Here is a 25,585-nt window from a genome sequence, read left to right as displayed (position 1 = left end):
ACGCTCCGCCATGTGGCGACGAGGGCCGGCTGACACGTCCTCACCGACCGGCTCGACGGTCCGACCCTGACCCCCGAGGACGGCACGACACACACCACCCAATGGACCTGCAACGGCAGGCGTGGCCGGCGGCGGCACCTGACCGCTGCCCGACCACGGACCGGATCACCCGTACGACCGACCGAAAGGCATGACACGTGAAGGACATGCGGCAACCCGCGCACCACCGCAGCCGCGGCCCCGGACGCCTGGCCGGCCTGCTGATGGCGCTGCTCGTCATCCTGGGACTGTCCGGCAGCACCGCGCTCGCCGCGCCCGGCGGCACGGCACAGCAGACACGCTCGACGGTCAGAGTTCCGGCCCGCGCCATGGACGCCGTAGCCGCGATGCGGCCCAGCTGGAACCTGGGCAACACTCTGGACGCGATTCCGGACGAGACGTCCTGGGGCAACCCCAAGGCCACCAGAGAGCTGTTCGAAACCATCCGGGCGCAGGGCTTCCGCAGCGTCCGCATCCCGGTGACCTGGAGCGCACACCAGTCCGCCACCGCGCCCTACACCGTCGACGCCGCGTACCTGAAGCGTGTCCAGGAGGTGGTCGACTGGGCGCTCGCCGAGAACCTCTACGTCGTGCTCAATGTCCACCACGACTCATGGCAGTGGATCTCGAAGATCTCCACCGCCCACGACAACGTGCTCGCCCGCTACAACGCCCTGTGGACCCAGATCTCCGCGACGTTCCAGAACGAGCCGCGCACCCTGCTCTTCGAAAGCGTCAATGAACCGGGCTTCGACAACGCCACGGCCGCGCAGAAGACCGAGTTCATGAACGAGCTCAACACCTCGTTCCACAAGATCGTCCGCGCTTCGGGCGGCGGAAACAAGAGCCGCCTGCTCGTCCTGACCACCCAAGGCGGCACCCCCTCCCAGGACCTCATGGACGACCTGTACACCACGATCAGCGGGCTGCACGACAGCAACCTGGTCGCCACCGTGCACTACTACGGCTGGTACCCGTTCAGCGTGAACGTCGCCGGCGGCACCCGGTACGACGAGGTCGCCCGCAACGACCTGGACGACGCCTTCGCCCGCATGCACAACACCTTCGTCGCCAGGGGCATCCCCGTCTACGTCGGCGAGTACGGCCTGCTCGGATATCCCGACGACAACCACCCCTCCCGCATCGAGCGGGGCGAGGCACTGAAGTACTACGAGCACGTCGGACACGCGGCACGCGTCGCCGGTGTCACCACCGCCCTGTGGGACCCGGGAACCTACGCCTACCTGAACCGGGAGACCCTGAAGTGGCGGGACCCCGCCCTGTTCGCCTGGATCAAGTCGAGCTGGACCACCCGCTCGGGAACCGCCTCCTTCGACAAGGTCTTCGTGGCGAAGTCGAGCCGGATCACCGCCCAGTCGCTCACGCTGAACCGGAACGGCACCGAGTTCCGGGGTCTGTGGCACGGCGACACCAAGCTTGCCGAGGGCCGGGACTACACCGTCTTCGGGGATCGGCTCACCCTCACGGCACCGGCCCTGACCCGGCTGACCGGCGATCGCGACTACGGGGTCAACGCGACGCTCCAGGCCCGGTTCTCCCGCGGACTCCCCTGGCAGATCGACGTGGTCACCTACGACACTCCGGTGCTGTCGAACGCCACAGGCACAGCCGCGAAGTTCACCATTCCCACGAAGTACCAGGGTGACCAGCTGGCGACCATGGAGGCCACGTATGCCGACGGCACCAACGCCGGCCCGACCAGCTGGACTCCGTTCCAGGAGTTCAACAGCGCCTTCTCGCCGGACTACCCGAACGGCACGATCATCCTGACCACCGACATGCTGAAGTCACTGCGTGACGGCGAACAGGCGACGCTGACCTTCCACTTCCACAGCGGCGCCAAACTGAAGTACAAGGTCATGAAGTCCGGAGACTCGGTCACCGGTACGGCCGTCAAGGACTCCTGACCGACCGGCCGCCCCCGCCCTGGTTGCCCACGTCCCGAGCAACCAGGGCACCGGCGGCTCTCCGCGCCGCCTCACTCCGCCTTTGGCGGGGCCGTGCTCTCCCGGACGGTCAGAGTGGTGGCCAACGGCTGATGGACGGTGGTCAAGGGCGGATCCATCCCGCTCACGGCCGGTATGTCGTCGAAGCCCACCAAGCTGAGATCGTGCGGGATGCGCAACCCCAACTCCCGTGCGGCTTGGTAGACACCGAGCGCCTGTATCTCGTTCGCGGTGAAGACGGCGGTGGGGCGATCGGTGCGGGACAGCAGCTCCCGCGCCGCGGCTTACCCGTGCTCGCGCGTGAGCTGGGTCTTCACCAGCAGGTCGGATTCCATGAGCAGGCCGGCTTCCACGAGCGCCGACGAGTAACCGGACAGCCGGGCGAGGCAGAAGGGGTGATCCGGGCCGCTGATCATAGCGATGCGCCGGTACCCCAGTCCGAGCAGATGCCGGGTCGCCGCCTGACCGTCTCCAGCGCCTCGCACGTACCCGCGGCTGTGTCGGACCGTGCTCCGGGGCGGAGCCGATCGGTATCCGGCCCCGGAGCCCCTTGCCGGTCAGGTCACGGCGCAAGGGGTGCCGTTGAGGGTGAAGGCGATGGGCGTGGCGGTATCGCCGGTGTGGGCGGCCTGGAATCCGATGTCGACGGACGCGCCGGGTGCGATGGTGGCGTTGTGGGACACGTTCCTGGCCGTCACCCTGCCGGAGGCGGGCGAGTAGTCCGCGTTCCAGCCGGCGGTGACGGTCTGGCCGTCGGGCAGGGTGAAGACCAGGGACCAGCCGTCGATCGTCGTGGTGCCGGTGTTGGTGAGGGTGATGTTCGAGGTCAGGCCGGTGCTCCAGGCGCGGACGGTGTCGGTCACCCGGCAGGTCGCTGTCCCCGGCGGCGGGCTGGAGGTCTGGAACTGCGTGAAGAACTTCCACACCTCTCCCGGCAGCCACGTCCTGGAGCCGCTGTCACCTGCGGCCCCGTCCTGGGGAGCGGCGATGTGTCCTTCGTCGAACGCGGCCCAGGCGACCGGATGTCCGGCCGAGCAGCCCGAGTAGGTGGTGACCCGGTGTGTCAGGCTGCCCTGCGCCGGCTCCGGCGGGTTCTGGGGGGTGCAGCCGTTGTTCCTGACGAACCTGTCCCGCAACGCCCGTCCCCCGGAGATGCCGAGGACACTGTCCCTCAGGCCGTGCACCCCGAGGTAGGCGATGGGCTGGGTGCCGCCGCTGCATCCGCTGAGCTGCCCGCCGCTCTGGACCGCGACCGCGCGGAAGACTGTCGCCCGGGAACACGCGAGCGCGTATGACATGGCGGCGCCGTAGCTGAAGCCGAGGGCGAAGCGCTGGGTCGTGTCGACGCACAGGTCCGACTCGATCCGCCTGATCATGTCGTCGACGAAGGTGACGTCTTCCCCGCCGGAGTTGGCCCAGCCGTTGTCGAGGCCTTGGGGCGCCACGAAGATGGCGCTGTTGTTCGCGAGCCGCTGGAGCCCGTAGTAGGCCCAGGTGCCCGTTTCCACGGTGCGGCCTGTGGCGACGTCGGTGGAGGTGCCGCCCCACCAGTGGAACCCGAAGACCAGCCGATAGGCGCGGTTGCGGTCGTAACCGTCCGGAATCCGCAGGATGAAGCTCCGGTTCTTGCCGTTGCTCTGGATCGTGTGCGTACCGCTCGTCAGTGTGGGGACCTTGCCGCATCCGGGGCTCGCGGCAGCGGTGCTGACGGTCGCGGCGGCCGGGCCGGAGGCCGCTCCTGGCGTGTTCTCGCCATGGCCGGCTCCCAGTGCCGTGCCGCCCATGCTCAGGACGATCAGCACAGCGACCACGGCGGGCCATAAGAGGGATCTTGTCCTGGTCATCATGCAACTCCCTTCTGTGGGCTGCGAGATGTGCCTCGCCGCCGGGCTGTCGCGGTGGGTTGTCTCCCCGGGCCGCGGTGGGCTGCACCGCGGCGGGAACGACGGCGAACGCCGGCAGGAGGCCCATCACCCAGGCGGCTGCCCGGGTGAGCCTCGTGCCGGTGGTGGGTCACGGTCGCGCTGTGATCATCGGGGTCTCCCGTGGATGCCGGCCGGCGGCTGAGCTGTCGGCCGGTGCGCGACGTCCCTCACGCGCGGGTCCACTTCTGGCCGGCCTGGCCGTTGCAGGTCCACAGGACCAGCGGGGTGCCGCCCGCGGTGCCGGACCGGTCGACGTCGAGGCACAGCCCGGCGTGGACGTTGCGGATCGTCCCGTCGGAGCCGACGGTCCACTTCTGGTTGTTCTGGCCGTTGCAGGGCCAGGTGATGACCCGCGTGCCGTTGGCGGTTCCCTGGTTGTAGGCGTCCAGGCATTTGTCGCCGAAGACCCGGATCTCGCCGCCGGCCCATGTGGTCCACAGCTGGTTGGCGGCCGTGTGGCAGTCCCAGATCAGTGCCGTGGCCCCGGCCGTGGTGGAGGCGTTGTCCACGTCCATGCAGCGTCCGGATGCGTTGCCGCGCAGGCGGGAGGTGGTGGCGGGCACCGGGCTGCCACCGGTCACCCGGAACACGGCGACGCCGTGCGGGGGGACGCTCGCCGAGATCTGCCCGGACGTGCCGGACGTACCGCCGGTCCACAGGTCCGTCAGGGAGAACGGCCCACCGGACAGGCCGACTTGGGCGGTGGTGGTGGTGACTGTCGCGGTGCCGCCTCCCCGGTTGAACAGGCCCACGGCGACCGAGCCGTCGGAGAGGGGCTTGGCGAACACCTCGGTGTCGCCGTCGTCGCGCACCCTGCGCCCGCCCGCGCCCAGCGGGTCCTGGTTCACCGCCAGCAGACGCGGGTTGCGCAGGGTCGCGCTCACGTCGGCGGACATGGTGCGGATGTCGTTGCCGGCCATGAGCGGGGCGCCCAGCAGCGCCCACAGGGCGAAGTGCGAGCGGGACTCAGTCAGTGACAGGCCGGGACGCCCGACGACCAGCATGTCGGGGTCGTTCCAGTGTCCCGGGCCCGACTGCGCCGCCAGCGGCGCCGTGACGTCCAGGACGTTGCCGACGCCCATCGGGTAGCTGTTGGTGTTGCCGTTCTGCCAGATGTCGAGCAGGTCCTCGGTCGTCCGCCACAGGTCGGCGACCTCGCCCCAGTTGTATGTGGCGCCTGTGATGGCGTGGAAGCTGTTGGGATTGATGCTGTAGACGATCGGCCGCCCGGTGGCGCGCAGGGCGTCGCGCATGAGGGTGAAGCGCGCAACCTGTTCGTCACGGGTACCGCTGGAGGAACACCAGTCGTACTTGAGGTAGTCGACGCCCCATGAGGCGAACGTGGCGGCGTCCTGGGCCTCGTGCCCCCTGCTGCCCGTCGACCCCGTATAGGCTCCGCTGGTCTGCGCGCAGGTGCGGTCGCCCGGCACCTGGTAGATGCCGAACTTCAGCCCCTTGCCGTGGAGGTAGTCCCCGAGCGCCTTCATCCCGCTCGGGAACTTGGCCGGATTGGCCCGCAGGTTGCCCGCCGCGTCGCGCTGCGGGTCGAACCAGCAGTCGTCGACCACGACGTACCGGTAGCCGGCAGCCCGCATGCCCGAGGACACCATGGCGTCGGCGGCCTGGCGGACCTGCGCCTCGGTGATGCCGCACCCGAAGCTGTTCCAGCTGTTCCAGCCCAGGGGCGGGGTGAGTGCGGGGCTGCCGGGGGCGGCCGAAGCGGTGGAGTGGGCTGAAGCCGTGAAGGACGCGGTGACCGCCAGTGCGGTGGCCGCGAAGCTACGGAGCAGTCGTCTGCCTGATGGTCGGGGCACGTGGGCTCCTTTCAGGGGGAGGGCGCCGTGGACCGGCCGCCGAAGGCGCCCGCGAGCGGCTCGGCGAATGATGCGATCGTCGGCAGGCCGATGGGCAGACAGCGGATGACGGTTGCACAGGGCTGGCCAATGTCACGTATACGACACTTACCGACAGTTCGAAATTTCGATCCACTTTCGGATCGCGGCCTGTCACGGATGGTAGAGAGAGTCCCGTACATGTCAACACCACGTGGCCAGTGGCTGCCTGCCGCGACACCCTCGCCGACCGTCAAGGAGGAACCGTCAGACATGCATCTCGACAACCTCGGAGCCACCCGAATCATCGAAATATTTCGACGTCGGCAGCGAATCCTGCGAGAGCCATTGACGGGATGTGTCAGCCTCCTATCATCCTGGATGCTCGACACGTCAGTCCGCGTTCGCACTCCCGGACGAGCGGGATCGACCCGCCCCCGCAGCGCTCCCTCGCAGAGAGAACGACACATGGATATGTCATGCTCTCGCCAATACATAGATCGCCGCCGGGCACTGACCGCCGCCGACGGCCTGGTCACCGGTGCCTTCCTGTCTCTGGCGGGGCCCTCCCACACCGCCGCTTCGGCTCCCGCCCGGGGGCCGGTCTTCACGGCCGCCACGGAGTACACCAACCCGGTGATCTGGCAGGACTTCGCGGATATCGACGTCATCCGCGTCGGCGCCACCTACTACGCCTCGGCCTCGACGATGCACTACTCACCGGGCGCACCCGTCCTGCGTTCATACGACCTGGTGAACTGGGAGATCGCCGGTCACTCGGTGCCCGTCCTGGACTTCGGCCCCAAGTACGACCTCAACGGCGCCCGTGGCTACGTCCGGGGAATCTGGGCCTCGTCACTGGCCTACCGCCCGAGCAACAGGACGTTCTACTGGCTCGGCCAGATCGACTTCGCCCGGACGTACGTCTACACCGCCACCGCCGTAGAGGGGCCGTGGACCAGGCTGACGACGATCAGCACTCCCTACTACGACGCGGGGCTGCTCGTCGACAGTGACGACACCCTGTACGTGGCGTACGGGAACACCACCATCAGCGTGGCCCAGCTCTCACCCGACGGCCGCAACCAGGTCCGCACGCAGCAGGTGTTCACCGCGCCGTCGAGCGTCGGCACCCTCGAGGGCTCCCGCTTCTACAAGATCAACGGGCAGTACTACATCTTCCTGACCCGCCCCGCGAACGGCCAGTACATCCTGAAGTCGTCGAACGGTCCCTTCGGTCCGTACACGATGCGACAAGTCCTCCTCGACCTGCGCGGGCCGATCCCCGGCGGTGGAGTCCCACACCAGGGCGGGCTGGTGCAGACGCAGAGCGGTGCCTGGTACTACATGGCCTTCGTGGACGCCTACCCCGGTGGCCGGGTGCCCGTCCTCGCGCCGGTCACCGGGACCTCGGACGGCTGGCCCGTCGTGCAACTCGTCAACGGCGCATGGGGCGCCTCGTATCCCAGCCCGGCCGTGCCCACTCCACCCCGCCTGGTCACCCCCATGATCGGCGTCGACACCTTCGACGGCACGACCCTCAAGCCGAGGTGGGAGTGGAACCACACTCCGGACAACACCAAGTGGTCCGTCGGCAACGGCCTGACCCTGCGGACCGCGACCGTCACCAACGACCTGTACTGGGCCCGCAACACGCTCACTCACCGCATCCAGGGTCCCACCTCCACCGCCACGGTCCAGCTCGACTTCTCGGCGATGCGGGACGGCGACCGGGCCGGGCTCGCGCTGCTGCGCGACTCGTCCGCCTGGATCGGTGTCAAGCGCGACGGCGGGGTGACGCGGGTGGCGACGGTCGGCGGGCTGACCATGGACGGCAACTGGAACACCACCGGCACCGGCACCGAGCTCGCGAGCGCGACCGTCTCGGGAGGCGGCGTCTGGCTGCGCGCCGCCGCGGACATCCGCCCCGGCGCGGCACGCCCCGGAACCTTCTCCTACAGCACCTACGGCACCATCTTCACCCGCCTCGAGCCCGCCTTCTCCATGGGCAACGACTGGCGGTTCTTCATGGGCTACCGATTTGCCCTCTTCAACCACGCCACGCAGGCACTCGGCGGCGCGGTCCGCGTCACGCGGTTCGAGCTGTCGACGCCCTGAACGATCGGAGGATCGTACAGCCCAACCCCCCACCCAACCGTACGAGGAGAACCATGAACCCGCTGAAGTGGCTCGGCCTTCGCCGAGCCTCGGTGTTATCCCTCCTGGCCGCCGGCGCCCTGGTGACTCCCGGCGCCGCGACCGCCGTACCCGACGCCGTCCGGGCCTCCACTCTCGGCGCCCAGGCGGCCCAGTCCGGACGGTACTTCGGGACCGCTGTGGCCGCCGGAAGGCTCGGCGACGGCACGTACTCGACGATCCTGGACCGGGAGTTCAACTCGGTCACACCCGAGAACGAGATGAAGTGGGACACGACCGAAGGGTCTCGCGGCTCGTTCAACTTCGGTCCCGCCGATCAGATCGTCAACCGGGCGAGGGCGCGCGGGCAGCGCGTACGCGGACACACTCTGGTGTGGCACTCCCAACTGCCCGGCTGGGTCAGCTCGATCAGGGACGCCAACACGCTGCGCAGCGTGATGAACAACCACATCACCACGGTGATGAACCACTACAAGGGCAAGGTCTTCGCCTGGGATGTGGTCAACGAGGCCTTCGCCGACGGCGGCAGTGGCCAGCACCGTTCCTCCGTCTTCCAGAACCTGCTGGGCGACGGCTTCATCGAGCAGGCCTTCCGCACGGCGCGGGCCGCCGATGCGGGCGCCAAGCTCTGCTACAACGACTACAACATCGAGAACTGGAGTGACGCCAAGACCCAGGGCGTCTACCGCATGGTGCGCGACTTCAAGGCGCGCGGCGTGCCCATCGACTGCGTCGGCTTCCAGTCCCACTTCGGCACCGGCGGCCCGCCGTCGAGCTTCCAGACGACGCTGTCGAACTTCGCCGCTCTCGGCGTGGACGTCCAGATCACCGAGCTCGACATCGCGCAGGCGCCGACGGGCGCGTACGCGAACACGGTGAGGGCCTGCATGAACGTCGCGCGCTGCACCGGCATCACCGTCTGGGGCATCCGCGACAGCGACTCCTGGCGCAGCGGTGAGAACCCGCTGCTGTTCGACCGGGGCGGCAACAAGAAACCCGCCTACCAGTCAGCGCTCGGCGCGTTGGGGGGCGGCAGGGCCGCGGCGCAGCGGACGGACGCCCGTTCGTCCCGGGCCGCCGCACTCCCCTCCTCCTTCCGCTGGAGTTCGAGCGGAGCACTGATCTCCCCCAAGCCGGATGCGACCCACAACATCGCCGGGATCAAGGACCCGTCGGTCGTCTACTACAACGGCAAGTACCACGTGTTCGCGAGCGTCGCCAGCTCCTCCGGCTACAACCTCGTGTACCTGAGCTTCAGCGACTGGTCGCAGGCCGGGTCGGCCACCCACTACTACCTCGACCGCACCGCCATCGGTGCCGGGTACCGGGCCGCGCCGCAGGTCTTCTACTACGCGCCGCAGCGCCTGTGGTACCTCGTCTACCAGACCGGCAACGCGTCATACTCCACCAACCCCGACATCAGCAACCCCAACGGGTGGAGCGCCCCGCGCAACTTCTACTCGTCGATGCCCGACGTCATCCGCCAGAACATCGGCAACGGCTACTGGGTCGACATGTGGGTGATCTGCGACAGCGCCAACTGCTACCTCTTCTCGTCCGACGACAACGGCCACCTCTACCGCTCGCAGACGTCCGTGGGCCAATTCCCGAACGGCTTCACCAACACCGTCATCGCGGCCCAGGACTCTAACAAGTACGCCCTGTTCGAAGCGAGCAACGTCTACAAGGTGCAGGGCAGCAACCAGTACCTGCTCCTCGTCGAGGCCATCGGCTCTGACGGCCGGCGCTACTTCCGCTCCTGGACCACGAGCAGCCTCGCCGGCTCGTGGTCACCGCTGGCCGCGTCCGAAGGCAACCCGTTCGCCAGGTCGAGCAACGTGACGTTCCCTGCCGGTAGTTGGACCCGGGACATCAGTCACGGCGAGATGATCCGCGCAGGCTACGACCAGACGCTCACGATCCCGGCCTGCAAGCTCCAGTACCTGTACCAGGGCAAGGACCCGAACGCGGGCGGTGACTACAACACTCTGCCGTGGCGGCTGGGTCTGCTCACCCAGACCAACTCGACCTGCTGACCATATGGGCCCCGCCCTGCCCCACGTGCGGGGCCCATGCCCACTCCCTCTCCGCCATCCCGTCGGCAACACACCGAGCCGGACGCAGCCCGCCTGGAAGCAGATCTTGAGCTTGACGCCGCTGACGACTACTTCATCTCCGCCGACGGCAGCGGGTGCGGCAGCACGATCAGACTCACCGACATCTACGGCGAACGGCTGACCATCAACGGAATCGCGGTGCGGCCGAACGTCGTGCAACCCACCCAGGTCCAGTTCGCCCGACACTGATCCCGCCGCCGGGAGGGTGATCGGACGGGGGTCTTCCGGCCACCCGCCCCGCGTGTTCGGCCGCCTTCATGGACTGCAACGCGCTGCGGGCCGAGGTCGACCGCGCCTGACGGCGGGCACGGACCGGCCCCGGCCCCGGTGTCGGGTCAGCCGCCGCTGACGGTCAGGTTGTTGGTGTTGAAGTTGAGTCCGCCGGCCGACGAGGTGATCTCATAGCCGAACTGGACGTCGCCGATGGTCTCGCTGCCGGGCATCCAGCCCTTGGCGTAGGCGATCCAGTTGAGGATCGGCTTGATGTCCACGGTGCCGGAGGTGGAGTCGGACGTCCGCAGGAACGAGAACACCTGGTTGGACCCGTTGGTGCCCTTGTAGACGTTCCAGTTGTGGCCGCCGACCGTGACGTTGTCCTGGTAGGAGCCGATCGGGCCGACGGCCCGGTTGTAGTTGACCCAGAGCATGATCTCGAACTGGTGGTCGTTGTCCCAGATGTCGTACGACGTGTTGTACGCGCCGGACGACGGGACGCTGACGTTGTAGTTGCTGGTGAGCCAGCCGAGGGAGTCGATCGTCTTGTTGATCGTTTTGGTCGAGTTGGCGTAGGACTTGATACCGCCGGTGTTGGGGTGATCGGCCCAGACGCCCCAGCCGGTCCCGGAGTTGGCCCAGGTGCACTGGCTGCCCGCGCCGGAGCCCCAGACGTTGTTGTAGAGCGTGTAGCCGTCCAGGCTGGTGCTGCCCCACCGGTCGCAGGAGTTCCAGACTGCTGCCGAATCGCTGCGGTGCTTGTGCTGTCCCTCGGCGTGACCAGGCTGGCGCTGAACCAAGTGGCCATCGACCCCCTCGGGGTGGTTCGCAAGTCTGGTGGAACCACGCGACGTCTGTGGTGGCGCATCGCTGTGCCCGTACTCGGCCTGCTCCTGCTGCGGACGTCTGTGCGAGACGGATCTGACATGCCCGACACCCCCGGGCTCATCTTGGTGGTTGTCGGCATGCTGGCGTTGCTCGTCGGCGTCACCGCTGTTTTGCCCTGGGCGCTGGAACGGCTCACCAGGGTGTCCGCCGGATGCGGCCCTCTTTCCTGGCAGTTGGCCGTACGCAGGCTGCAATTGAGCAGCGAGGCCTCCACCCGTTCGGTCAACGGGATCGTGATCGCCGTGGCCGGTTATAGCACTGCAGACCCTCTTCAGTGGTATCGCACAGGGTCAGGCCGGCAGCCACCGGGCGGCGAGCAACAGCTCCTCATCCGGCACCCGCGTCGGCGTCGCCCATCTTGAGAACGGCAAGGGGAACGGAGACCGATACGCGTCGGCGTTCGCCACGACGCCCGGCGTTGAACAGGCTGTCGGCTTCGCAGAGTTGGCAGTGAGCGAACCTCATGGCGGTCTCCCGCAGACGGTCCGCATCGCCGACTGCGCCCAGTTGCGGCTGCTGGCCTCGCTGCCCACCTGCTCCGACGGGGACGCGTTCCTCGTCACCCCTCGCGGTGCTGACGGCACTGACGACATGACCACGTGGAAGAGGGGGACGAAGATGCGCATCGGCGTGGACGGCCCGCTGTGGGCGGTTCCTCATGTCACCGCCACCATCCGGGCCAAGGCCGGCAATCCGCAAGGTGAGTTCCCCGAGAAGATACTGCTTGCCACTCCCAAGGCCGCCGGCGCGACAGCGATCACACACTCTGTCAGCTCCGTCAGCCTCACTTACGTCACATCCACGAAAGACATTCAAGACCGGCTTCGCACCACTGCCGCCCAGTTGAACCCCGGCTTCGCCATCGACTTCCCCGAACAGCCCAAGGGTGACCTCGCCCTCAACGCGATCAAGCGGGCTCTGCTGGCCGGTGTGGCAGCCGTCCTGCTGCTGATCGCCGCAAGCATGGTGCTCGGCGCGGTGGAACAACTCCGTGACCGCAAGCGCGTCCTGACCGTGCTCGTCGCCTTCGGTACCCGGCGGCGCACCCTCGGCAGCTCCATACTGTGGCAGACCGTACTGCCGGTGATGATCGGACTGCTCGTCGCAGGACTCGTCGGAACCACCCTCGGCAGCGCACTGCTCGGCCTCGTCGGCAGGACAGCGGTCTTCGACTGGGGCAGCATGCTTGCGATAGCCGGCATCGGTGTAGCCGCCGCCGTCATGGTGACCTTGCTGACGCTGCCGACCCTGTGGCGGTCCACGCGCCCGGAAGGCCTTCGCTATGAGTGAGCGGTCCGCCCCGTGCTTCGGCGCCCGCCTGGCCCACCAGCCCTTCCGCGACGGGCTGTCCAGGGGGCGAGGATGTACACGCAGCTCGCTGCCACGCGCGGTGGGCCGGGAGCACTGGTTGCACCCGTGGCACTTCGGGTGCAAAGCACCGCTGAGGCGGATGATTTCGGCTCCGGGGTCAGCTGGTGACGTCCGACGGGGCGCGGCATCCGCACAGTCATCCCGGTCCCGGCCGGCGGCAGCGCCCTGGCAGCTGAACCTGGCCGGAAGAGACTACAGATTTACGCCGGGCTGCACCTCAGCCTGAGCCTGTCGCTGCCGGTGCTGGTCTGGGGCACCAGCGTCAGCGGTCTGGTCAGCACCGCCGACCACTGAGTCCAGTTCCTGCCGTGACCCGCCCGTCACGCCACCCGACGACTCACCGGGCTGGCCGACGCGTAGCTCCCCGTCCTGCCGCCGAGGTGAGTGGCACCAGCGCACCCCACGGGCCTCGGTCCAAGCCGAAGCCCGGACGGCTCGGGCGTATCAAGAGCTCACCGTGCGGTGGGCTCGCACCACTAACACCAACGAGTGATCACGCCAGGCAACCTTAAGACATTACGGTCTGCATTGGAACGACGCCGCAAGACTCACAGCGCCTCGCGGCACCATCAGCAAGGAATCAGGTTCACCGGCATGCCGGGGGCCTTCATTCCTGGCGGCCTCGTCGCCTGCTGCCGCACGTGGATGGTGTCTCTGTGACTTCAGATGCAGCCCGTTCGAGATGGTGGTCCGCGCTTCGAGGTTTCGCTCTCCTCTTCGTGGCCGGTGGGCTCGACTCCTTCCTCTGCCCGAACTGGTGCTGGCCCGACCCCCTATCTGCCGCAGCCTTCTGCCCCGCCGAGGCCCGCAGGGACGACCACAACCCTGCGAACCGCCCCGGTCACAGCACCAGACACCGGAAGAGGGCGCCTGACCGGGGCAGATGCTGGGCAGGCGCCATTGTCCCGGTGCAACTGGCCGCAAGCCGAAGTCCGACGTGTCAGAGCAGGGCGGCAGCAGACACAGTCGCATTTAGTTTCAAATGAAACCGTATCGAATGCACATATGGCTGTAATGTGACCTCGTGACCACCGACGTTCCTCACAGAATCACCACCTCGCGTGCGACCGACCGCCCCGGGGACACCTCGCCTTTCGCACTCGCCATGCTGCTGCGCCGCGCGCACTGGCGTGCGGCCGCGGTGATGACGGAGGCACTCCGCCCGCTCGGCATCGAGTTGCGGCATTTCGCGGTGCTGCTCGTACTGGTCGACCGCGGGCCCACGGTGCAGCGGGACCTGGCGCCGGCGACGGGGTCGGACAAGGCGGGCATCATGCGGGTCGTGGACGACCTGGAGCGCATGGGGCTGGCCGTACGCAAAACCGTTCCGGGAGACCGCCGGGTGCGGGCGGTGGAGATCACGCCTCAGGGCGTCGAGCTTTTCGACGCGGCCCATGTGGCGGCGCAGCCGCTGGCCGAGCGGCTGATCGCCGAACTCGGGCCCGGCCAGCCCGAGCGGCTGACGGATCTGCTGACCCGGTTCGCCCATCCCACAGAGGGTGAGGCGTAAACACGCCCGCTCAACGGTTGCCCGAGGCGCGGGCGCGCTCCGTGTCATGCCTGTTTCACGGCGAGCCCGGCCTTGAGAGCTGCGGCGGCCATCGCCACATGGCGCCCCGGCTGCGGGCGGTGGCCAGGACTTCGTCGACCGGGACCGAATCACGCTCGCCGATCCGGTAACCACGCAGCATGCCTTGACGGGGCCGACCACTGCCCTGGAGCCGACAGGGCCAGGCTCCCCCGAAGCGGAGGACCGAGCTGCACAGCGCCAACGGCGCCGACCTGTCCGCCGCGACGTGAAGCAGGCGAAGTGAATGCGGCTGTAGACCTTGCCGGTGGAAGCTTCCCGCGTCAGGGACTGGACAAGGCGTCGACCAACGCCTCGGACTGGGCCCCAACATTGCCGAACGAGCCAAGTGCACCCAGGATGGCACGTCGACTCGCAGCAGGTATGCGGCGGCGCCTGCGCGTATCCCGGCGCCAGGTTGAAAGATCGCCCCCGGGGCCGATCAGCAAGCGACGGCGCCGTTCGCGGTCGACCCCTGTACGAGTCCCCTGCCTCACATGTGCGGGACCTACATGGTCACTGACAGTATTAAGTGATACTATCTCGAATGTAACGATTGCAAACGCGATGGACAGAGAAGGATGCAGGCGATCATGGACGTCTATGAGGCGGTCACGGGCCGGCGAGCCGTGCGCGGATTCACCGACCAGCAGGTCCCGCGGGAGGTGCTGGCGCGCGTGCTGTCCGCCGCGGCCTGGGCACCGTCCGCATCGAACCTCCAGCCGTGGCACGCCTACGTGCTGACCGGCCGGCCGCTGGCCGAGCTCAAAAAGCGCGCCGGCGAGCGCATAGCCGCAGGTGACCCCTGGGACGCGCCGGAGTACGAGCAGTACCCGCCCGCGCTGAAGGGCCCGTACCATGAGCGCCGGTCCGCCTTCGGCGAGCAACGCTACGGCGCACTCGGCATTCCCCGTGAGGACCTGGAGGCGCGCCAGAGGGCCGCTGCGGCGAACTGGGACTGTTTCGGCGCGCCCGCCGCCCTGTTCTGCTACATCGACCGCGACCTGGGCCGGCCCCAGTGGTCCGACGTGGGCATGTATCTGCAAACCGTCATGCTGCTGCTCCGCGCCGAAGGGCTGCACAGTTGCACGCAGATGGCGTGGGCGAAGTATCACAAGACCGTCGCGGAGGTCCTGTCCCCACCGGACGAGCTCCTCCTCTTCTGTGGCATGTCGATCGGGTACGAGGACGTCACGGCAAGCCAACCCCGTACGGGCCGGGCACCACTCGACGAGACAGTCACGTTCGTCGACGGTTGCTGACGCCTCCGACGTCTGGAAGCGGCGAGCGGATACTCTCGCCCGTCCGGGCCCTCGGGCTCGCAGCGTGGTCTGCCACGCGCTGATGCGGCCCATCACGAAGACCCCGAGCTGGAGGCGACATCCTGTAGCGAGATCGGCGATCGAGACGGCGCGGAGCGCTTCTCGTCAGACCGCGTCCGCCCCGGCCATCGCGTCAGGCGCTCGCGCAAGGTGCGGTGCGCGACTCGGCCAGGGTGGCCAAGGGGCCGCGCCGGCCGGTCTCCGTGCAGGTGAACACCTGGCCGGGGCCGTCGGCCGCTTCGAGCACCATGATCGACGCGGGTCTCCGGGTGAGCACCTGCAGATGTTTGGCCAGGTAGCTCGAGTTAGGTGCATGCCACGTCCATACGGTGACCCATATGTCATATTACGGACATACCCCCGACGAAGGGCATGACATGAAGTTCGCAGTCATCGGCGGGACCGGGCTGATCGGGTCGCAGGTCGTCAAGAAGCTGAACGCCGCCGGACACGAGGCGGTGCCGCACTCGAAGTCCACCGGCGTCGACGTCATCAGCGGCCAAGGGCTGGCGGAGGCGGTGGCGGGGGCCGACGTCGTCGTCAACCTGACGAACTCACCGACCTTCGACGAGGCCTCCCCAGCCTTCTTCCAGGCCTCGATGGACAACCTGCTGGCCGCGGCCCGCGAGGGCGGCGTCGGTCACTTCGTCATCCTCTCGATCGTCGGCACGGACCAGGTGCCGGAGCTGGACTACTACCGGGCCAAGGCGCTCCAGGAGGACATCCTCAAGGCCGGGCCGATCCCCTACTCGATCGTCCGGGCAACGCAGTTCATGGAGTTCATGGACGCCGTCCTGTCCTGGACGGCCGACGGCGACACCGTCCGGCTGCCCGCCACACCGATCCAGCCGATCGCCGCCAAGGACGTGGCCGACGCGGTCGCGGAGGTCGCCGCCGGCGCCCCGCTGAACGGCATCCGCAACATCGCCGGCCCCGAGATCTTCCCCCTGGACGAACTGGGCCGGATCACCCTGTCCCGCAAGGGCGACGACCGAACCGTCGTGACCGATCCCACCGCCGGCATGTTCGCCGTCGTCAAGGGCGACGTCCTCACCGACAAGGACGCCCGCCTCGCCCCCACCCGCTACACCGACTGGCTCGCCTGACTCGCTCGCGCCCATGCCCTGGCCCGCTGTGGGTGACGGCGGGAACTCGGCACGGCCGCCAGGAGTGGTCTGCACCGCCGAGTGGCACAGCGTGCTGCCCGACGCAGTTTCAGCAGTCCGAGCGAGGTCGCATATTTCGTCTGCTGCGGACTGGTCGCCTCCGACGACGCAGCCGGGCCTTCAAAGCCCGCCGCCTCCACTACAAGCGTCAAGGCTGCCGCCACAGCCGTGTACCTCGGACAGGTTCTCGCCGGCCTGCCGATGTCGAACACCGGCCAGAACCGAGTTCCGGTCGTCCCGGCAGGAAGGGCCTTGCACAACACCACGCGAGCAAGAGGCTGACCAGCCACCGTCGAGTCGTTCCCGGTGACCTTCGCGCCCAGCGAAGCGGCGAGCCGTGCGGCGAAGGAGCCGACGCTGCTCGCGCCGCCAGGTGGGCGGTCGACCAGCCCCTGCCACGCGGTGAGCGCTGCCCAAGGAGCAGTAGCCGCGCTCCGCGGTCGGGGGCACCCCTCAGTCAGGGTCGCCCATTCGTGATCTGAACTCGCCAAGGCCCTCGACGGCGGACCCCGTACACGGGACTCGCTGTGGAGCAGGCCGTCCGCTCTCAGCACATGCCTTTGACCGGCCGAGCTGTTGGCGGTCAGTGGTGGACAAGCAGCATGATGACCGTTCCCAGGGTCATCGATCCGTCCCAGAAGTGGCCGTAAAGATCCCTGAAACTGGTGGACAGGGCAACGGTGTCCGGAACTCTGCATAGCGTGGGCATGTCACGAGTCAGCGACCGAAGAGCGCACACAAGGAGGTACAGCGCCAGCACTCCGGTGACCACGTCGCCGGCCTTGGATCCCCCTGCGGAGTGACCGAGATGCGCGGCTTGGTGCGCCGCCGGGAACCCTTCAGCCAGGGTCTCGTGCGACGGGACTGCCATGGAGTGCGCCATCCAGGCCATCGCGGCCATACCGACCGCGTACGGCAGCCGCCGCGCGGTCGCGGTCAGTCTCGACTCCTGCCGACGGCTGACAGCCGTCAGCGGGAACCACAATGCGGCGGCTGCGAAGAAGGCCGTCAGTGGCACCGCCGGCAGTATGCGCACCCCGTTCCACGGCATCACCGCCATGGCCAGGGCCATGGCGGCGTGCAGCGAAAGGTCGACTCGACCGCGCCATGCCAATCTCCGTGACACGATGGCATGCCGCAGCACGCGGACGGCCGCCGCCGCGAACAGTGCCGTCAGCATGCAGTACACGACATCAGCGGCGCTCATGCCTCATCACGCCCTCCACAGAGCGGACGGGCCCCGTTCGGAACCGGCCCGTGCGAGCAGGCTGCCGGTCAGTCGGTGGGCCGCGGGGCGCGCAGGTGGGCCCGCTTCTCCAGTTCCTCCTCGTCGACCAGCGTGAGCATCGGCTGTCCCGGCGCGCACAGCATGGTCACGACGAACTTGCTCGGCGCGTCCGACAGGGCGTTGCCGTTCTGGTAGTGGATCACGTCACCGCCCGGCTCATACAACGTCTCACCGGCCTTGATCACGCGCTCCGGCTCACCCTCGAGTTCGAAACGGATGGCGCCCTCGATCACGTAGCCGAAACACGGCCCCGAGTGGCGGTGCGGAGGCGTCCCCTGGTCACCGGGAGGCCACTCGACGAGGACGGTCATCCCCGAAGCACCCTCGGGGATGAAAGGCGGCTTGACGTCCGCCAGCATCTTGGGTCCGAACCCGTCCACTGAGTCCATCCCGTGCATCTCATGCATCTCGTGCACTGTGCTACACCTCCATAGTCCTGCCCGGAACGGACGATCTCGCGTCGGCGATTCCGGGCTCATACAACTTCCTTCACAGTGAAGACAAAGCACGGCCCGCGTCTGTGACACACTGCGCGCCTTCTGCCTCACACAGAGAGTCCCTGGACCGGCCCGCTTCCTGTCGGCGGCCAGCCGGGGTGAGGGCGTCACCGGCCAGGGAGGGCCTGCACTCACTATTGACGGCAGGCTCCGGCAAGAACCCGGTCGATCCCTGCGAGGAACCGTCCTTCAGACCTTTCAGGGCTGCGGTCCCGAAGGATGAAGCGCGGTACCGGGCCGCGAAGAAGCAGGCGCAGCCGACCGCATGGTTCGTGCAATCGGCCGGCGCCCGAAGGCCGTCTCCCCGCCGGAGGCTGGGGTGGCGCGAAGCAGGACCATACGCGTCCGGCTGTGCCAGACGTCCTGGCTCAGCCGAACATGCCGACCTTGTAGCTGCCGGCGGGCTGCTGGGTGATGATGTTGATGCGGTTGTAGGCGTTGATGATGGCGATGAGGGACACCAGCGCGGCGAGCTGGTCCTCATCGAAGTGCTTGGCGGCGTTCGCCCAAGCCTCGTCGGTGACCCCACCGGCCGAGTCCGCGACGCGGGTGCCCTGCTCGGTCAGCTCCAGTACGGCGCGCTCGGCCTCGGTGAAGACCGTCGCCTCCCGCCAGGCGGCGATCAGGTTGAGCCGCACCGAGGTCTCCCCGGCGTGGGTGGCCTCCTTGGTGTGCATGTCGGTGCAGAAGCCGCAGCCGTTGATCTGGCTGGCGCGGATCTCCACCAGATGCTGAATGGTGGCCGGCAGCGTCGAGTCCGACAACACCTTGCTGGCCGAGACGAGGTGCTGCAGCACCTTACCGGCGACGGCGTTGCCGTAGTAGTTGAGACGCGCGTCCATGGGTCCTCCTAGCAGATTTGCCGTTACGCACAACTGACCGGACAGCCCCGCAAGGTGTGACACCACAGGCTGTGTGATGTGGGTCTCCCGGAGCATGTCATCGCCGTACCGCCGCGATTGGAGCCCGCGTCCCATCACAGTGAGAGTCCGGACAAGAGCGGCCACCGGCTGCTCTCCGAGATGGCCGAAGGCACGAGGGAGGTAGCACGATGACCGCACCTGACAGTGTGCCCCCGATGCCCTCGCCGAGGACAAATGGCCGCGGCGAGTCCCGATTCACGGCGCGTGATGGTCAAGTACCTTCACCGACGCGTTCATGTCCGTCAGGCCGACACTCTGTGCGGCGTCGAACCCACCCCTGGACCAGGGCGCCTTACACCTCCGCCCGCGTGGGTGGTGCAGGTCGACTCGCCTTCCTGCGCTCGCTGCGCGTCCGTGGCCTGTCCAGCGTCCAACTGCCAGTCCTTGACCCCCGGTTGCAGGGCATCGCCACCATGGCCAAAGCCATGGCGGCGTGCAGGAAATGGTCGACTCTGCCGTGCCGACTGTCAGCATGCGGTACACGACATCAGCTGGCACCCATGCCTCACCAGGCCCTCCACGGAGCGGACACGTTCTGTTCGGAGCCGGCCTGTGCGAGCAGGCCGCAGGTCAGTCGGTGGGCCGCGGGGCGCGCAGGTGAGCCCGCTTCCCCAGCTCCTCCTCGTCGACCAGCTCGAGCATGGGCCTGCCCGGCGCGCAGATCATGGTCACGACGAATCGGGTCCGTGCATCCGCCAGCGCGTTGCCGTCCTGGTAGTGGATCACGTCACCACCCGGCTCCCAGAATGTCCCGCCGGCCTCGACCACGTGCTGTCGGGAGCGCCGTCTCGGTGTGCTGGATGTCGGCGCTGGAACCGGACGGGCACGCTGACGGGCTCATGCGGGTCTCTACCGGACCGGAGCGTCGGTCAGCATGAGTACGTTCTGGAATGGTGGTGCAGCGCCGGTACAACGGTAGGGATTCCTCGGCCAGTTCGGCCGGGATGAGCGCAGAGAGCTGTGGCACCCGAGCGGTCAGCTCTCTGCGTTCCAGCCCAGATGAAGAACAGCGACGTCGTCCGCCAGGCCTCCGAAGGGTGCCGCCCTGGACGCAGCACCGTGGACCAGGGCGTCGATGAACTCCTGCCCCGGCAGGTGTGCGTGCTGCATCGCCAGCCGCAGCAGGCCCTCCTCGCCGAGTCGAGTGGAGGGGGCAGTCCTTCCTTCGAACAGTCCATCGGTGAAGAGAACCACATTGTCGCGCGGGGAAAGCGGGATATCCGTCGGTGTCCAGTCCTCGCACCCCGGAAACAGGCCCAGGGCGATTCCGGCCTGCGGCTCGACCCAGCGGATTTTCCCATGGCTTCGCAGCAGAAGTCCTGGGTGCCCTGCGCTCACCACATTCACAGACAAGCCTCCCGGAGGGAACACCAGTGACACAACCGTGGTGTAGGTGTCGTCGTCCGCCCTCTCGTCGACCAGGATCTTCTCGAGGATGCGCAACTGCTCGAACTGGGTTTTGCCGCAGAGAACAGCAGTCCGCCAAGCCACGCGCAAGTAAACCGCCAGAGCGGCCTCAGCCGCTCCATGTCCGGAGACGTCTCCCAAGATCACGTGCACGGTCGAGTCTTCGGTTTGCACAATGTCGTAGAAGTCACCGCACAACAGAGCGTGAGTCCGCCCTGGAACGTAACGCGAAGCGGCCAGGAAGTTGTCTTCACGCAGTGCCGGCGTAGGAAGGAGACCTCGTTCAAGGGATGCATTTTCCTGGGCGATCAGTGCGTTGACATCTATCACAGCCACAGCTCTGGCCGTCTCCTCGCGCTCTTGCCGTACGGTATTCCTGAACCCAACAGTTGGAACTGCATAAGCCATAGGAGTGGTACCCCACCCTCGATTCACGTGTTGCCACATCCGGTTCCCAACAACAGACAGGAAAGGAACCGGAACTGTGACATGAGAGGGCCCAGGACTGCTTCGGAAAAGCGATCCAGTGGTACGCAGCGGGCGCGGGGGACCCGTAGATCGTAGGGCCCCCTACACAATCAGATACTCCTGGTCCCTGGTCGGTCACTCCGGCAGACCGACGGGCTCATGGCGGCGCGCGTACTGCTTTGTCTGCTTATAGCATGGTGAACCGCAGCTGGAGGGCATCTATGCGCGCCGAGAATGACACAGACTCCCTTGACGAGGCGACGAGGGATTTCATCGCCGCGCGTCCCCAACTCTTTGGCATCGCGTACCGCATACTCGGCAGTGCTGTCGAAGCCGAGGACATCGCCCAGGAGGCGTGGCTGCGGTGGCAGAACACCAACCGCGCCGACGTCCATGAGCCGACAGCGTTCCTGGCCACGGTCACCGCCCACCTGGCGATCAACTTCGCCCAGTCCGCCAGGATGCGGCGGGAATCGTACATCGGTCCCTGGCTTCCGGAGCCAGTCGGCACAAGCGTGGATCCGCAGTTGGGTGCAGAACGGGCAGAGGCACTTGACCTGGCGGTTCTCTTCCTTCTCGAAAAGCTGAACCCCACAGAGCGTGCGGCCTACGTTCTGAGGGAAGCCTTCGACTACCCGTACAAGCAGATCGCGGACATCCTGGAGATGAGCGAAGCCAATACGCGCCAGTTGTAGTCGCGCTCGGAAGCACCTGTCAGAGGAACACAGGGAGCAGGTCAGCTCAACCCCTCGCCGGCGCCTGCTGGCGGTGTTCCTCGCCGCGGCAGAGACCGGCGACCTGTCGGCGCTTGAGGACGTCCTCACCGAGGACGCGGTCAGCTACTCCGACGGTGGCGGGGTGCGCGGGGCATCCAAGTTTCCGGTCGTGGGGCGGCCACGCGTCGCCAGGTATCTTGCCGCCTTCGCCCCGCTTTCCCGGACTCAGGCAAACGTTCGCGGGTCGAGGCCCACGGCAGGGCGCGGCCATCAGGCGACGGTCACGGACCCTCGCACATGACAATAGGACCAGGGGCTTGGCCTCGGCCTCAACCGTGGAGCGGCTCACGGGGAATCAAACTCGCGCTCTCAGCCTGGAAAGCGACGACGCTCACCGAGTCGAATACTCCCTGACCTGGGCGTATGCCCTTTGGCATGGCACCCGAGGGTGCGGGCATCGCACCGCTGTTGACCGTGGTTGACCGGTCTTGAGGGCACGCCATGGGCACGCCGTCGGCGCGGAGGGCGCGGAAAGGGAGGTCAGCGGTCTGGCGTGGGCGGTTGATCCGACGTTGGCAAGCCGCCTGCTGGAAGGTGGTCCTCCGCCCACACGAGCAAGGCGGCCAGGGGGATGAGGAAGGCGTTGCCGTGCGGAGAGAGTGCGTAATGGGTTCGCGACGACGGCCCGTGCTGGGCGTCTTGGGTAACGAGGTCGATCGCGGTCAGTTCCTGGAGGCGCTGGGCGAGCATGCGGTCGCTGATGCCGGGGATGCGCTCGCGAATCTGTGCAAGGTCGGCCGGGCCTTTGGCCAGAGCCGTGAGGATCAGGCCGATCCAGCGTCTGCTCAGCAGGGCAAAAGCCCGGATGACGGCCGGAGGTGTCCCGGTCGACCGTGGCGGTTCGTACCGGCGCACCGGCTGAGAGTGTTGTGGGGTGGTCATGGTGTATGTCCGCTCCGGTACGGCGCGAGGCATCGCGGTTCAACGCCTCGCGCCATACGTCATGGTCGTGGTCATGTCGGGAGTCGGCCGGTATGTCTGCCGGGCCGCGCCCTGGGGTGGCGGTGCGGGCCGCGTGGAACGGGTCGCACCTTCGTGATGTCAGCTCATGTGGACGGCCGTACCCTCGGTGTGCCGCTTGCGCGCATTGACGGCCAGGACCTCGATCCATGTCCCGGCCAGAAGCATGGCGCCCGAGGCGACGACGGCCAGGGTGCAGCCGTGCGTCAGCGCCTCATACGCCTTCGACACCAGGCCGAAGTCCTTGGGAGCCGGACCCTGGTTGCGCGCATGCAGCGCCCGACATCAGCCGTCACCGTCATTACGACGTGCGTGGGCGTGGGCGTGCGCGTGACGCCGAGTCGGCGAAGCGGCGTCGGACCCTGACAAGGCCGGGAGCAACTCTCCGGAAGCCGTCGCACCGGTCTTCGGGCCGCGGGCTTCCCCGGTGACCCAGTGACCGATCATGACTGCTGTGAGCCCGCAGACGCTCCACAGGGCGAGGACGGCAAGGTGGCCGGCGCCGCCGTTGCCGTCGAAGTACGTGGTGTCGCGGAGCAGGCTGGCTCCGGCGCCGGGGGGCAGCCACTGGCCGATGTGGTCCACGCCCTTGGGAAGCATCTCCGGAGCGGAGGTGGCGCCGGAGAAGGGGTTTCCGACGAAGACCATGAGCGCGGCGCTGAGCCCGAGGCCCGCCGGCCCGACGAGTCGGATCAGACCGGCAGCGGTGGCACTGATGGAGATCAGGACGAGTGACAGGACCGCCCATGTGGCAACGTGGTCGTGGGGCAGCGCCCCGAGGAAACCCTGCGCCACGGCATAGACACCGAAGCCCGCGGCGGCGCATGCGATGAGAAGTGTCAGCACTCGGTGCCACGGGCGTCGCAGGCCGCGAGCCATCGTGACAAACGCTCCGATCAGGATGGCGCAGATCGTGAGCGGGAAGACCGCCGAGCTGAACACCACGCCCCTCGGGTCCTCTGCGGCGACCGGCACCACGTCGAGTGCCTTCACGTTGACCTTCTGGACCTTCTGGGCCTTCTGGGCCTTCTGGGCCTTCTGGGCCTTCTGGGCCTTCTGGGTCTTCTGGGTCTTCGTCAAAGAGTGAGGGCCGGTGGCCCCCTGCTGGGTGGCCTGCTGGGTGGCCTGCTGGACGGCTTGCTGGGTGGCCTGCTGGGTGGCCCGATCGGCCAACTGCTGTCCGACCTGACCCAGAAGCTGGGCCACGGAGGTGCTGGCAGCAGAGGCCTGCAGCACGGTGATGCTGTGTCCTGAGATGACGAACGCGCCGTAGACATCCCGGTTCTTGATCGCCGATCGCGCGGTCTGCTGGTCTGGATAGAGGTGGAAGTCGAAGGCGCCGGGCTTCTCGTGGACCAGCCCCTCCACCGCGTGCTGGCTGGCCGTCCCTGTGCCCACGATCCCGACCGGCACGTCGCGCGGCGCAAGCCGCCCCGCCGGCCAGGCGAACACCATCACCGCCAGAGTGATCACTAGGGGCAGCGCCACGGCGGCGACGGCCACTTCCCGCCATGCCGGGTGTCCTGACAACGGGCTCCTCACGGGTCCATCCTCCTACAAAAAGAAATGATCGTTTTCTTAAACCTCAGTTTTCCCTGTTCCACGTGCCGGCGTCAACACGAATGTTCGTTTTCCTTGTTAGGCTGACTCCATGCCCAAGGTCACCCAGCAGTACATGGACGCCCGCCGTGAGCAGATCCTGGACGCGGCGCGCCGATGTTTCCTCCGTGACGGATTCCACTCCACGTCCATGCAGGACCTGTTCACGGAGGCGCGACTGTCCGCGGGGGCGGTGTACCGGCACTTCACCAGCAAGGACGAGATGATCCTCGCGATCGCCGAGGAGAACATGCGCGATGTCCTCGACATCACACTCGCCGTCGCCACGGACCGGCAAGGCCAATCCATGGGGGCAGTCATGGCGGAACTCCTCGACGTCGTTCGGGCCAAGTCCGCCGAGGAAGACCTGGCCGGGCTCGCGGTTCTGGTCTGGGGAGAGGCCATGCGCAACCGCTCACTGGCGCGCAAGCTCGACCAGCTCATGGGCCGCATACGCGCCAATCTGGTCATCTTGGTCCGCGAGCACCAGGAGCACGGTGATCTGCCTACGAACGTGACTGCCGGGGCGATCGCTTCGACGATGCTCTCCGTCCTCCCGGGCTACATCCTCCAAGTGGCTCTGCTTGATCCGGCTGTTGTGGCCGAGGTGCCTGGCGCAGTGCGGGCGTTGTGGCCGCAGCCGGCCGGTGAGCACTGAGTAAGGTTCATGCCATTCAGTTCGGCACCGTCCATCGCACTGAGCGGCGGCGTCGGTCACCGTCCACGAGCGATTCGTACAACGGAACGCCGGCCTCAGCCGAGACCGCTTGTGCCTCGGCGTTCGACCAGGCGGAGGACAGCACGAGGCGGCAATCCTGCTTCTCGATGACATGGCCTTCGGGGAGGCCTCATGCGGGATGCTGGCCGCGTGGCTCGTCATGCGTGGCACTACAGCGCGGTCGGCGCTCCAGGCGGTGATGCGGGTGATCAGGCTGCGGGTCAGGGTGGCGGCTGCGTCGGGCCCGTAGCCGGCTGAGCCGAGCCGCTCGGCGTTCGGGGTCTGCGTTGTCGCCTCCGGCGATCAGATGTGAGGGTCTTGCCGGCAACGAGTGCAGGGCTGCGGCCGGGGAGGGGCGGCCGCCGCACGCCAGCTTCGAGTGCCT

The 25,585-nt window shown here is 67.6% G+C and carries 22 protein-coding genes and 3 pseudogenes; 11 read left to right on the top strand and 14 right to left on the bottom strand.

Annotated elements, in window-relative coordinates:
• Positions 1–197: 197 nt before the first annotated feature.
• A complete protein-coding gene (locus ACIPSA_RS29640) occupies positions 198–1,967 on the top strand; it encodes a cellulase family glycosylhydrolase (protein ID WP_402639771.1) in 1,770 nt (589 codons plus the stop codon).
• A 71-nt stretch (positions 1,968–2,038) separates the two neighbouring features.
• Here the strand turns inward: ACIPSA_RS29640 and ACIPSA_RS29635 are convergent, their stop codons facing one another.
• The 4 genes from ACIPSA_RS29635 to ACIPSA_RS29620 all read right to left on the bottom strand — a co-directional run bounded on the left by ACIPSA_RS29635 (position 2,039) and on the right by ACIPSA_RS29620 (position 5,745).
• Complete coding sequence (locus ACIPSA_RS29635; protein WP_402639886.1) at positions 2,039–2,227, bottom strand: substrate-binding domain-containing protein; 189 nt, start codon at positions 2,225–2,227, stop codon at positions 2,039–2,041.
• A 63-nt stretch (positions 2,228–2,290) separates the two neighbouring features.
• Positions 2,291–2,491, bottom strand: coding sequence for a hypothetical protein (locus ACIPSA_RS29630; RefSeq protein ID WP_402639769.1), 201 nt, complete (start codon positions 2,489–2,491; stop codon positions 2,291–2,293).
• A 72-nt stretch (positions 2,492–2,563) separates the two neighbouring features.
• Complete coding sequence (locus ACIPSA_RS29625) at positions 2,564–3,853, bottom strand: cellulose binding domain-containing protein (RefSeq protein WP_402639767.1); 1,290 nt, start codon at positions 3,851–3,853, stop codon at positions 2,564–2,566.
• Between the two features lie 245 nt (positions 3,854–4,098).
• Positions 4,099–5,745, bottom strand: a complete 1,647-nt coding sequence (locus tag ACIPSA_RS29620; RefSeq protein ID WP_402639765.1) for a glycoside hydrolase family 27 protein — start codon at positions 5,743–5,745, stop codon at positions 4,099–4,101.
• A gap of 492 nt (positions 5,746–6,237) precedes the next feature.
• Here ACIPSA_RS29620 and ACIPSA_RS29615 point away from each other — a divergent pair, with 492 nt between their 5' ends.
• From ACIPSA_RS29615 to ACIPSA_RS29605, 3 genes are read left to right on the top strand one after another with little or no spacing between them, the layout of a single operon-like run.
• Positions 6,238–7,881: a glycoside hydrolase 43 family protein gene (locus ACIPSA_RS29615; RefSeq protein ID WP_402639884.1), complete on the top strand. Its 1,644-nt coding sequence runs from the start codon at positions 6,238–6,240 to the stop codon at positions 7,879–7,881.
• Positions 7,882–7,934: 53 nt separating this feature from the next.
• Positions 7,935–9,956, top strand: coding sequence for a non-reducing end alpha-L-arabinofuranosidase family hydrolase (locus tag ACIPSA_RS29610; protein WP_402639763.1), 2,022 nt, complete (start codon positions 7,935–7,937; stop codon positions 9,954–9,956).
• A 36-nt stretch (positions 9,957–9,992) separates the two neighbouring features.
• On the top strand, positions 9,993–10,226 hold the full coding sequence (locus ACIPSA_RS29605; RefSeq protein WP_402639761.1) for a hypothetical protein: 234 nt from the start codon (positions 9,993–9,995) through the stop codon (positions 10,224–10,226).
• A 146-nt stretch (positions 10,227–10,372) separates the two neighbouring features.
• On the opposite strand, the gene ACIPSA_RS29600 is transcribed toward ACIPSA_RS29605, so the two are convergent.
• The gene (locus ACIPSA_RS29600; RefSeq protein ID WP_402639759.1) at positions 10,373–11,050 is read right to left on the bottom strand and encodes a hypothetical protein; all 678 of its coding nucleotides are present in this window, start codon (positions 11,048–11,050) and stop codon (positions 10,373–10,375) included.
• A 126-nt stretch (positions 11,051–11,176) separates the two neighbouring features.
• Between ACIPSA_RS29600 and ACIPSA_RS29595 the strand changes: the two genes are divergently transcribed.
• The 4 genes from ACIPSA_RS29595 (at position 11,177) to ACIPSA_RS29580 (ending at position 15,338) form a co-directional block, all read left to right on the top strand.
• A complete protein-coding gene (locus ACIPSA_RS29595) occupies positions 11,177–11,500 on the top strand; it encodes a hypothetical protein (RefSeq protein WP_402639757.1) in 324 nt (107 codons plus the stop codon).
• An 88-nt stretch (positions 11,501–11,588) separates the two neighbouring features.
• Complete coding sequence (locus ACIPSA_RS29590) at positions 11,589–12,428, top strand: FtsX-like permease family protein (protein ID WP_402639756.1); 840 nt, start codon at positions 11,589–11,591, stop codon at positions 12,426–12,428.
• Positions 12,429–13,533: 1,105 nt separating this feature from the next.
• Entirely contained in the window at positions 13,534–14,019 is a 486-nt protein-coding gene (locus ACIPSA_RS29585; protein WP_402639754.1) for a MarR family winged helix-turn-helix transcriptional regulator, read from the top strand.
• 650 nt (positions 14,020–14,669) lie between these two features.
• A complete protein-coding gene (locus tag ACIPSA_RS29580) occupies positions 14,670–15,338 on the top strand; it encodes a nitroreductase (protein WP_402639752.1) in 669 nt (222 codons plus the stop codon).
• A 193-nt stretch (positions 15,339–15,531) separates the two neighbouring features.
• On the opposite strand, the gene ACIPSA_RS29575 is transcribed toward ACIPSA_RS29580, so the two are convergent.
• The gene (locus tag ACIPSA_RS29575) at positions 15,532–15,675 is read right to left on the bottom strand and encodes a hypothetical protein (protein WP_402639750.1); all 144 of its coding nucleotides are present in this window, start codon (positions 15,673–15,675) and stop codon (positions 15,532–15,534) included.
• 100 nt (positions 15,676–15,775) lie between these two features.
• On the opposite strand from ACIPSA_RS29575, the gene ACIPSA_RS29570 reads away from it, so the two are divergent.
• Positions 15,776–16,504 carry an SDR family oxidoreductase gene (locus tag ACIPSA_RS29570; RefSeq protein ID WP_402639748.1) on the top strand — a complete coding sequence of 243 codons (729 nt, stop codon included), beginning with the start codon at positions 15,776–15,778 and terminating at the stop codon, positions 16,502–16,504.
• 643 nt (positions 16,505–17,147) lie between these two features.
• On the opposite strand, the gene ACIPSA_RS29565 is transcribed toward ACIPSA_RS29570, so the two are convergent.
• The 5 genes and pseudogenes from ACIPSA_RS29565 to ACIPSA_RS29545 form a co-directional block, all read right to left on the bottom strand.
• Positions 17,148–17,771, bottom strand: coding sequence for a DUF5134 domain-containing protein (locus ACIPSA_RS29565; protein WP_402639746.1), 624 nt, complete (start codon positions 17,769–17,771; stop codon positions 17,148–17,150).
• A gap of 68 nt (positions 17,772–17,839) precedes the next feature.
• Positions 17,840–18,259 (bottom strand): cupin domain-containing protein, encoded by a 420-nt coding sequence (locus tag ACIPSA_RS29560; RefSeq protein ID WP_402639745.1) that lies wholly within the window; start codon positions 18,257–18,259, stop codon positions 17,840–17,842.
• Positions 18,260–18,717: 458 nt separating this feature from the next.
• Positions 18,718–19,191, bottom strand: coding sequence for a carboxymuconolactone decarboxylase family protein (locus ACIPSA_RS29555; RefSeq protein WP_402639743.1), 474 nt, complete (start codon positions 19,189–19,191; stop codon positions 18,718–18,720).
• 651 nt (positions 19,192–19,842) lie between these two features.
• Positions 19,843–20,046: pseudogene (locus tag ACIPSA_RS29550) on the bottom strand (cupin domain-containing protein); the annotation flags it as partial.
• A gap of 201 nt (positions 20,047–20,247) precedes the next feature.
• Positions 20,248–21,039 (bottom strand): annotated as a pseudogene (locus tag ACIPSA_RS29545) (PP2C family protein-serine/threonine phosphatase); the annotation flags it as partial.
• A gap of 329 nt (positions 21,040–21,368) precedes the next feature.
• Here ACIPSA_RS29545 and ACIPSA_RS29540 point away from each other — a divergent pair.
• A pseudogene (locus tag ACIPSA_RS29540) lies at positions 21,369–22,124 on the top strand (sigma-70 family RNA polymerase sigma factor); the annotation flags it as partial.
• A 279-nt stretch (positions 22,125–22,403) separates the two neighbouring features.
• On the opposite strand, the gene ACIPSA_RS29535 reads toward ACIPSA_RS29540, so the two are convergent.
• The 3 genes from ACIPSA_RS29535 to ACIPSA_RS29525 all read right to left on the bottom strand — a co-directional run bounded on the left by ACIPSA_RS29535 (position 22,404) and on the right by ACIPSA_RS29525 (position 24,425).
• The gene (locus ACIPSA_RS29535) at positions 22,404–22,805 is read right to left on the bottom strand and encodes a winged helix-turn-helix transcriptional regulator (RefSeq protein WP_402639741.1); all 402 of its coding nucleotides are present in this window, start codon (positions 22,803–22,805) and stop codon (positions 22,404–22,406) included.
• Positions 22,806–22,964: 159 nt separating this feature from the next.
• A complete protein-coding gene (locus ACIPSA_RS29530) occupies positions 22,965–23,114 on the bottom strand; it encodes a hypothetical protein (protein WP_402639740.1) in 150 nt (49 codons plus the stop codon).
• Positions 23,115–23,168: 54 nt separating this feature from the next.
• Entirely contained in the window at positions 23,169–24,425 is a 1,257-nt protein-coding gene (locus ACIPSA_RS29525) for an ABC transporter permease (RefSeq protein ID WP_402639738.1), read from the bottom strand.
• Between the two features lie 109 nt (positions 24,426–24,534).
• Between ACIPSA_RS29525 and ACIPSA_RS29520 the strand changes: the two genes are divergently transcribed.
• Positions 24,535–25,140: a TetR/AcrR family transcriptional regulator gene (locus ACIPSA_RS29520; protein ID WP_402639736.1), complete on the top strand. Its 606-nt coding sequence runs from the start codon at positions 24,535–24,537 to the stop codon at positions 25,138–25,140.
• Positions 25,141–25,585 lie beyond the last annotated feature (445 nt).

Origin of the sequence: Streptomyces sp. NPDC086549 (assembly GCF_044746205.1) — a bacterium.
Taxonomy (GTDB): Bacteria; Actinomycetota; Actinomycetes; order Streptomycetales; family Streptomycetaceae; genus Streptomyces.
This window is presented reverse-complemented; position numbering and strand designations above follow the sequence as displayed.

Bases quoted from the DNA above. Each gene is read 5' to 3' on its own strand.
- ACIPSA_RS29615 (WP_402639884.1), top strand. From the start codon at position 6,238: ATGTCATGCTCTCGCCAATACATAGATCGCCGCCGGGCACTGACCGCC.
- ACIPSA_RS29625 (WP_402639767.1), bottom strand. From the start codon at position 3,853: ATGATGACCAGGACAAGATCCCTCTTATGGCCCGCCGTGGTCGCTGTG.
- ACIPSA_RS29580 (WP_402639752.1), top strand. From the start codon at position 14,670: ATGGACGTCTATGAGGCGGTCACGGGCCGGCGAGCCGTGCGCGGATTC.
- ACIPSA_RS29570 (WP_402639748.1), top strand. From the start codon at position 15,776: ATGAAGTTCGCAGTCATCGGCGGGACCGGGCTGATCGGGTCGCAGGTC.
- ACIPSA_RS29520 (WP_402639736.1), top strand. From the start codon at position 24,535: ATGCCCAAGGTCACCCAGCAGTACATGGACGCCCGCCGTGAGCAGATC.
- ACIPSA_RS29595 (WP_402639757.1), top strand. From the start codon at position 11,177: ATGCCCGACACCCCCGGGCTCATCTTGGTGGTTGTCGGCATGCTGGCG.
- ACIPSA_RS29555 (WP_402639743.1), bottom strand. From the start codon at position 19,191: ATGGACGCGCGTCTCAACTACTACGGCAACGCCGTCGCCGGTAAGGTG.
- ACIPSA_RS29535 (WP_402639741.1), bottom strand. From the start codon at position 22,805: ATGACCACCCCACAACACTCTCAGCCGGTGCGCCGGTACGAACCGCCA.
- ACIPSA_RS29605 (WP_402639761.1), top strand. From the start codon at position 9,993: ATGCCCACTCCCTCTCCGCCATCCCGTCGGCAACACACCGAGCCGGAC.
- ACIPSA_RS29610 (WP_402639763.1), top strand. From the start codon at position 7,935: ATGAACCCGCTGAAGTGGCTCGGCCTTCGCCGAGCCTCGGTGTTATCC.
- ACIPSA_RS29565 (WP_402639746.1), bottom strand. From the start codon at position 17,771: ATGAGCGCCGCTGATGTCGTGTACTGCATGCTGACGGCACTGTTCGCG.
- ACIPSA_RS29560 (WP_402639745.1), bottom strand. From the start codon at position 18,259: ATGCATGAGATGCACGGGATGGACTCAGTGGACGGGTTCGGACCCAAG.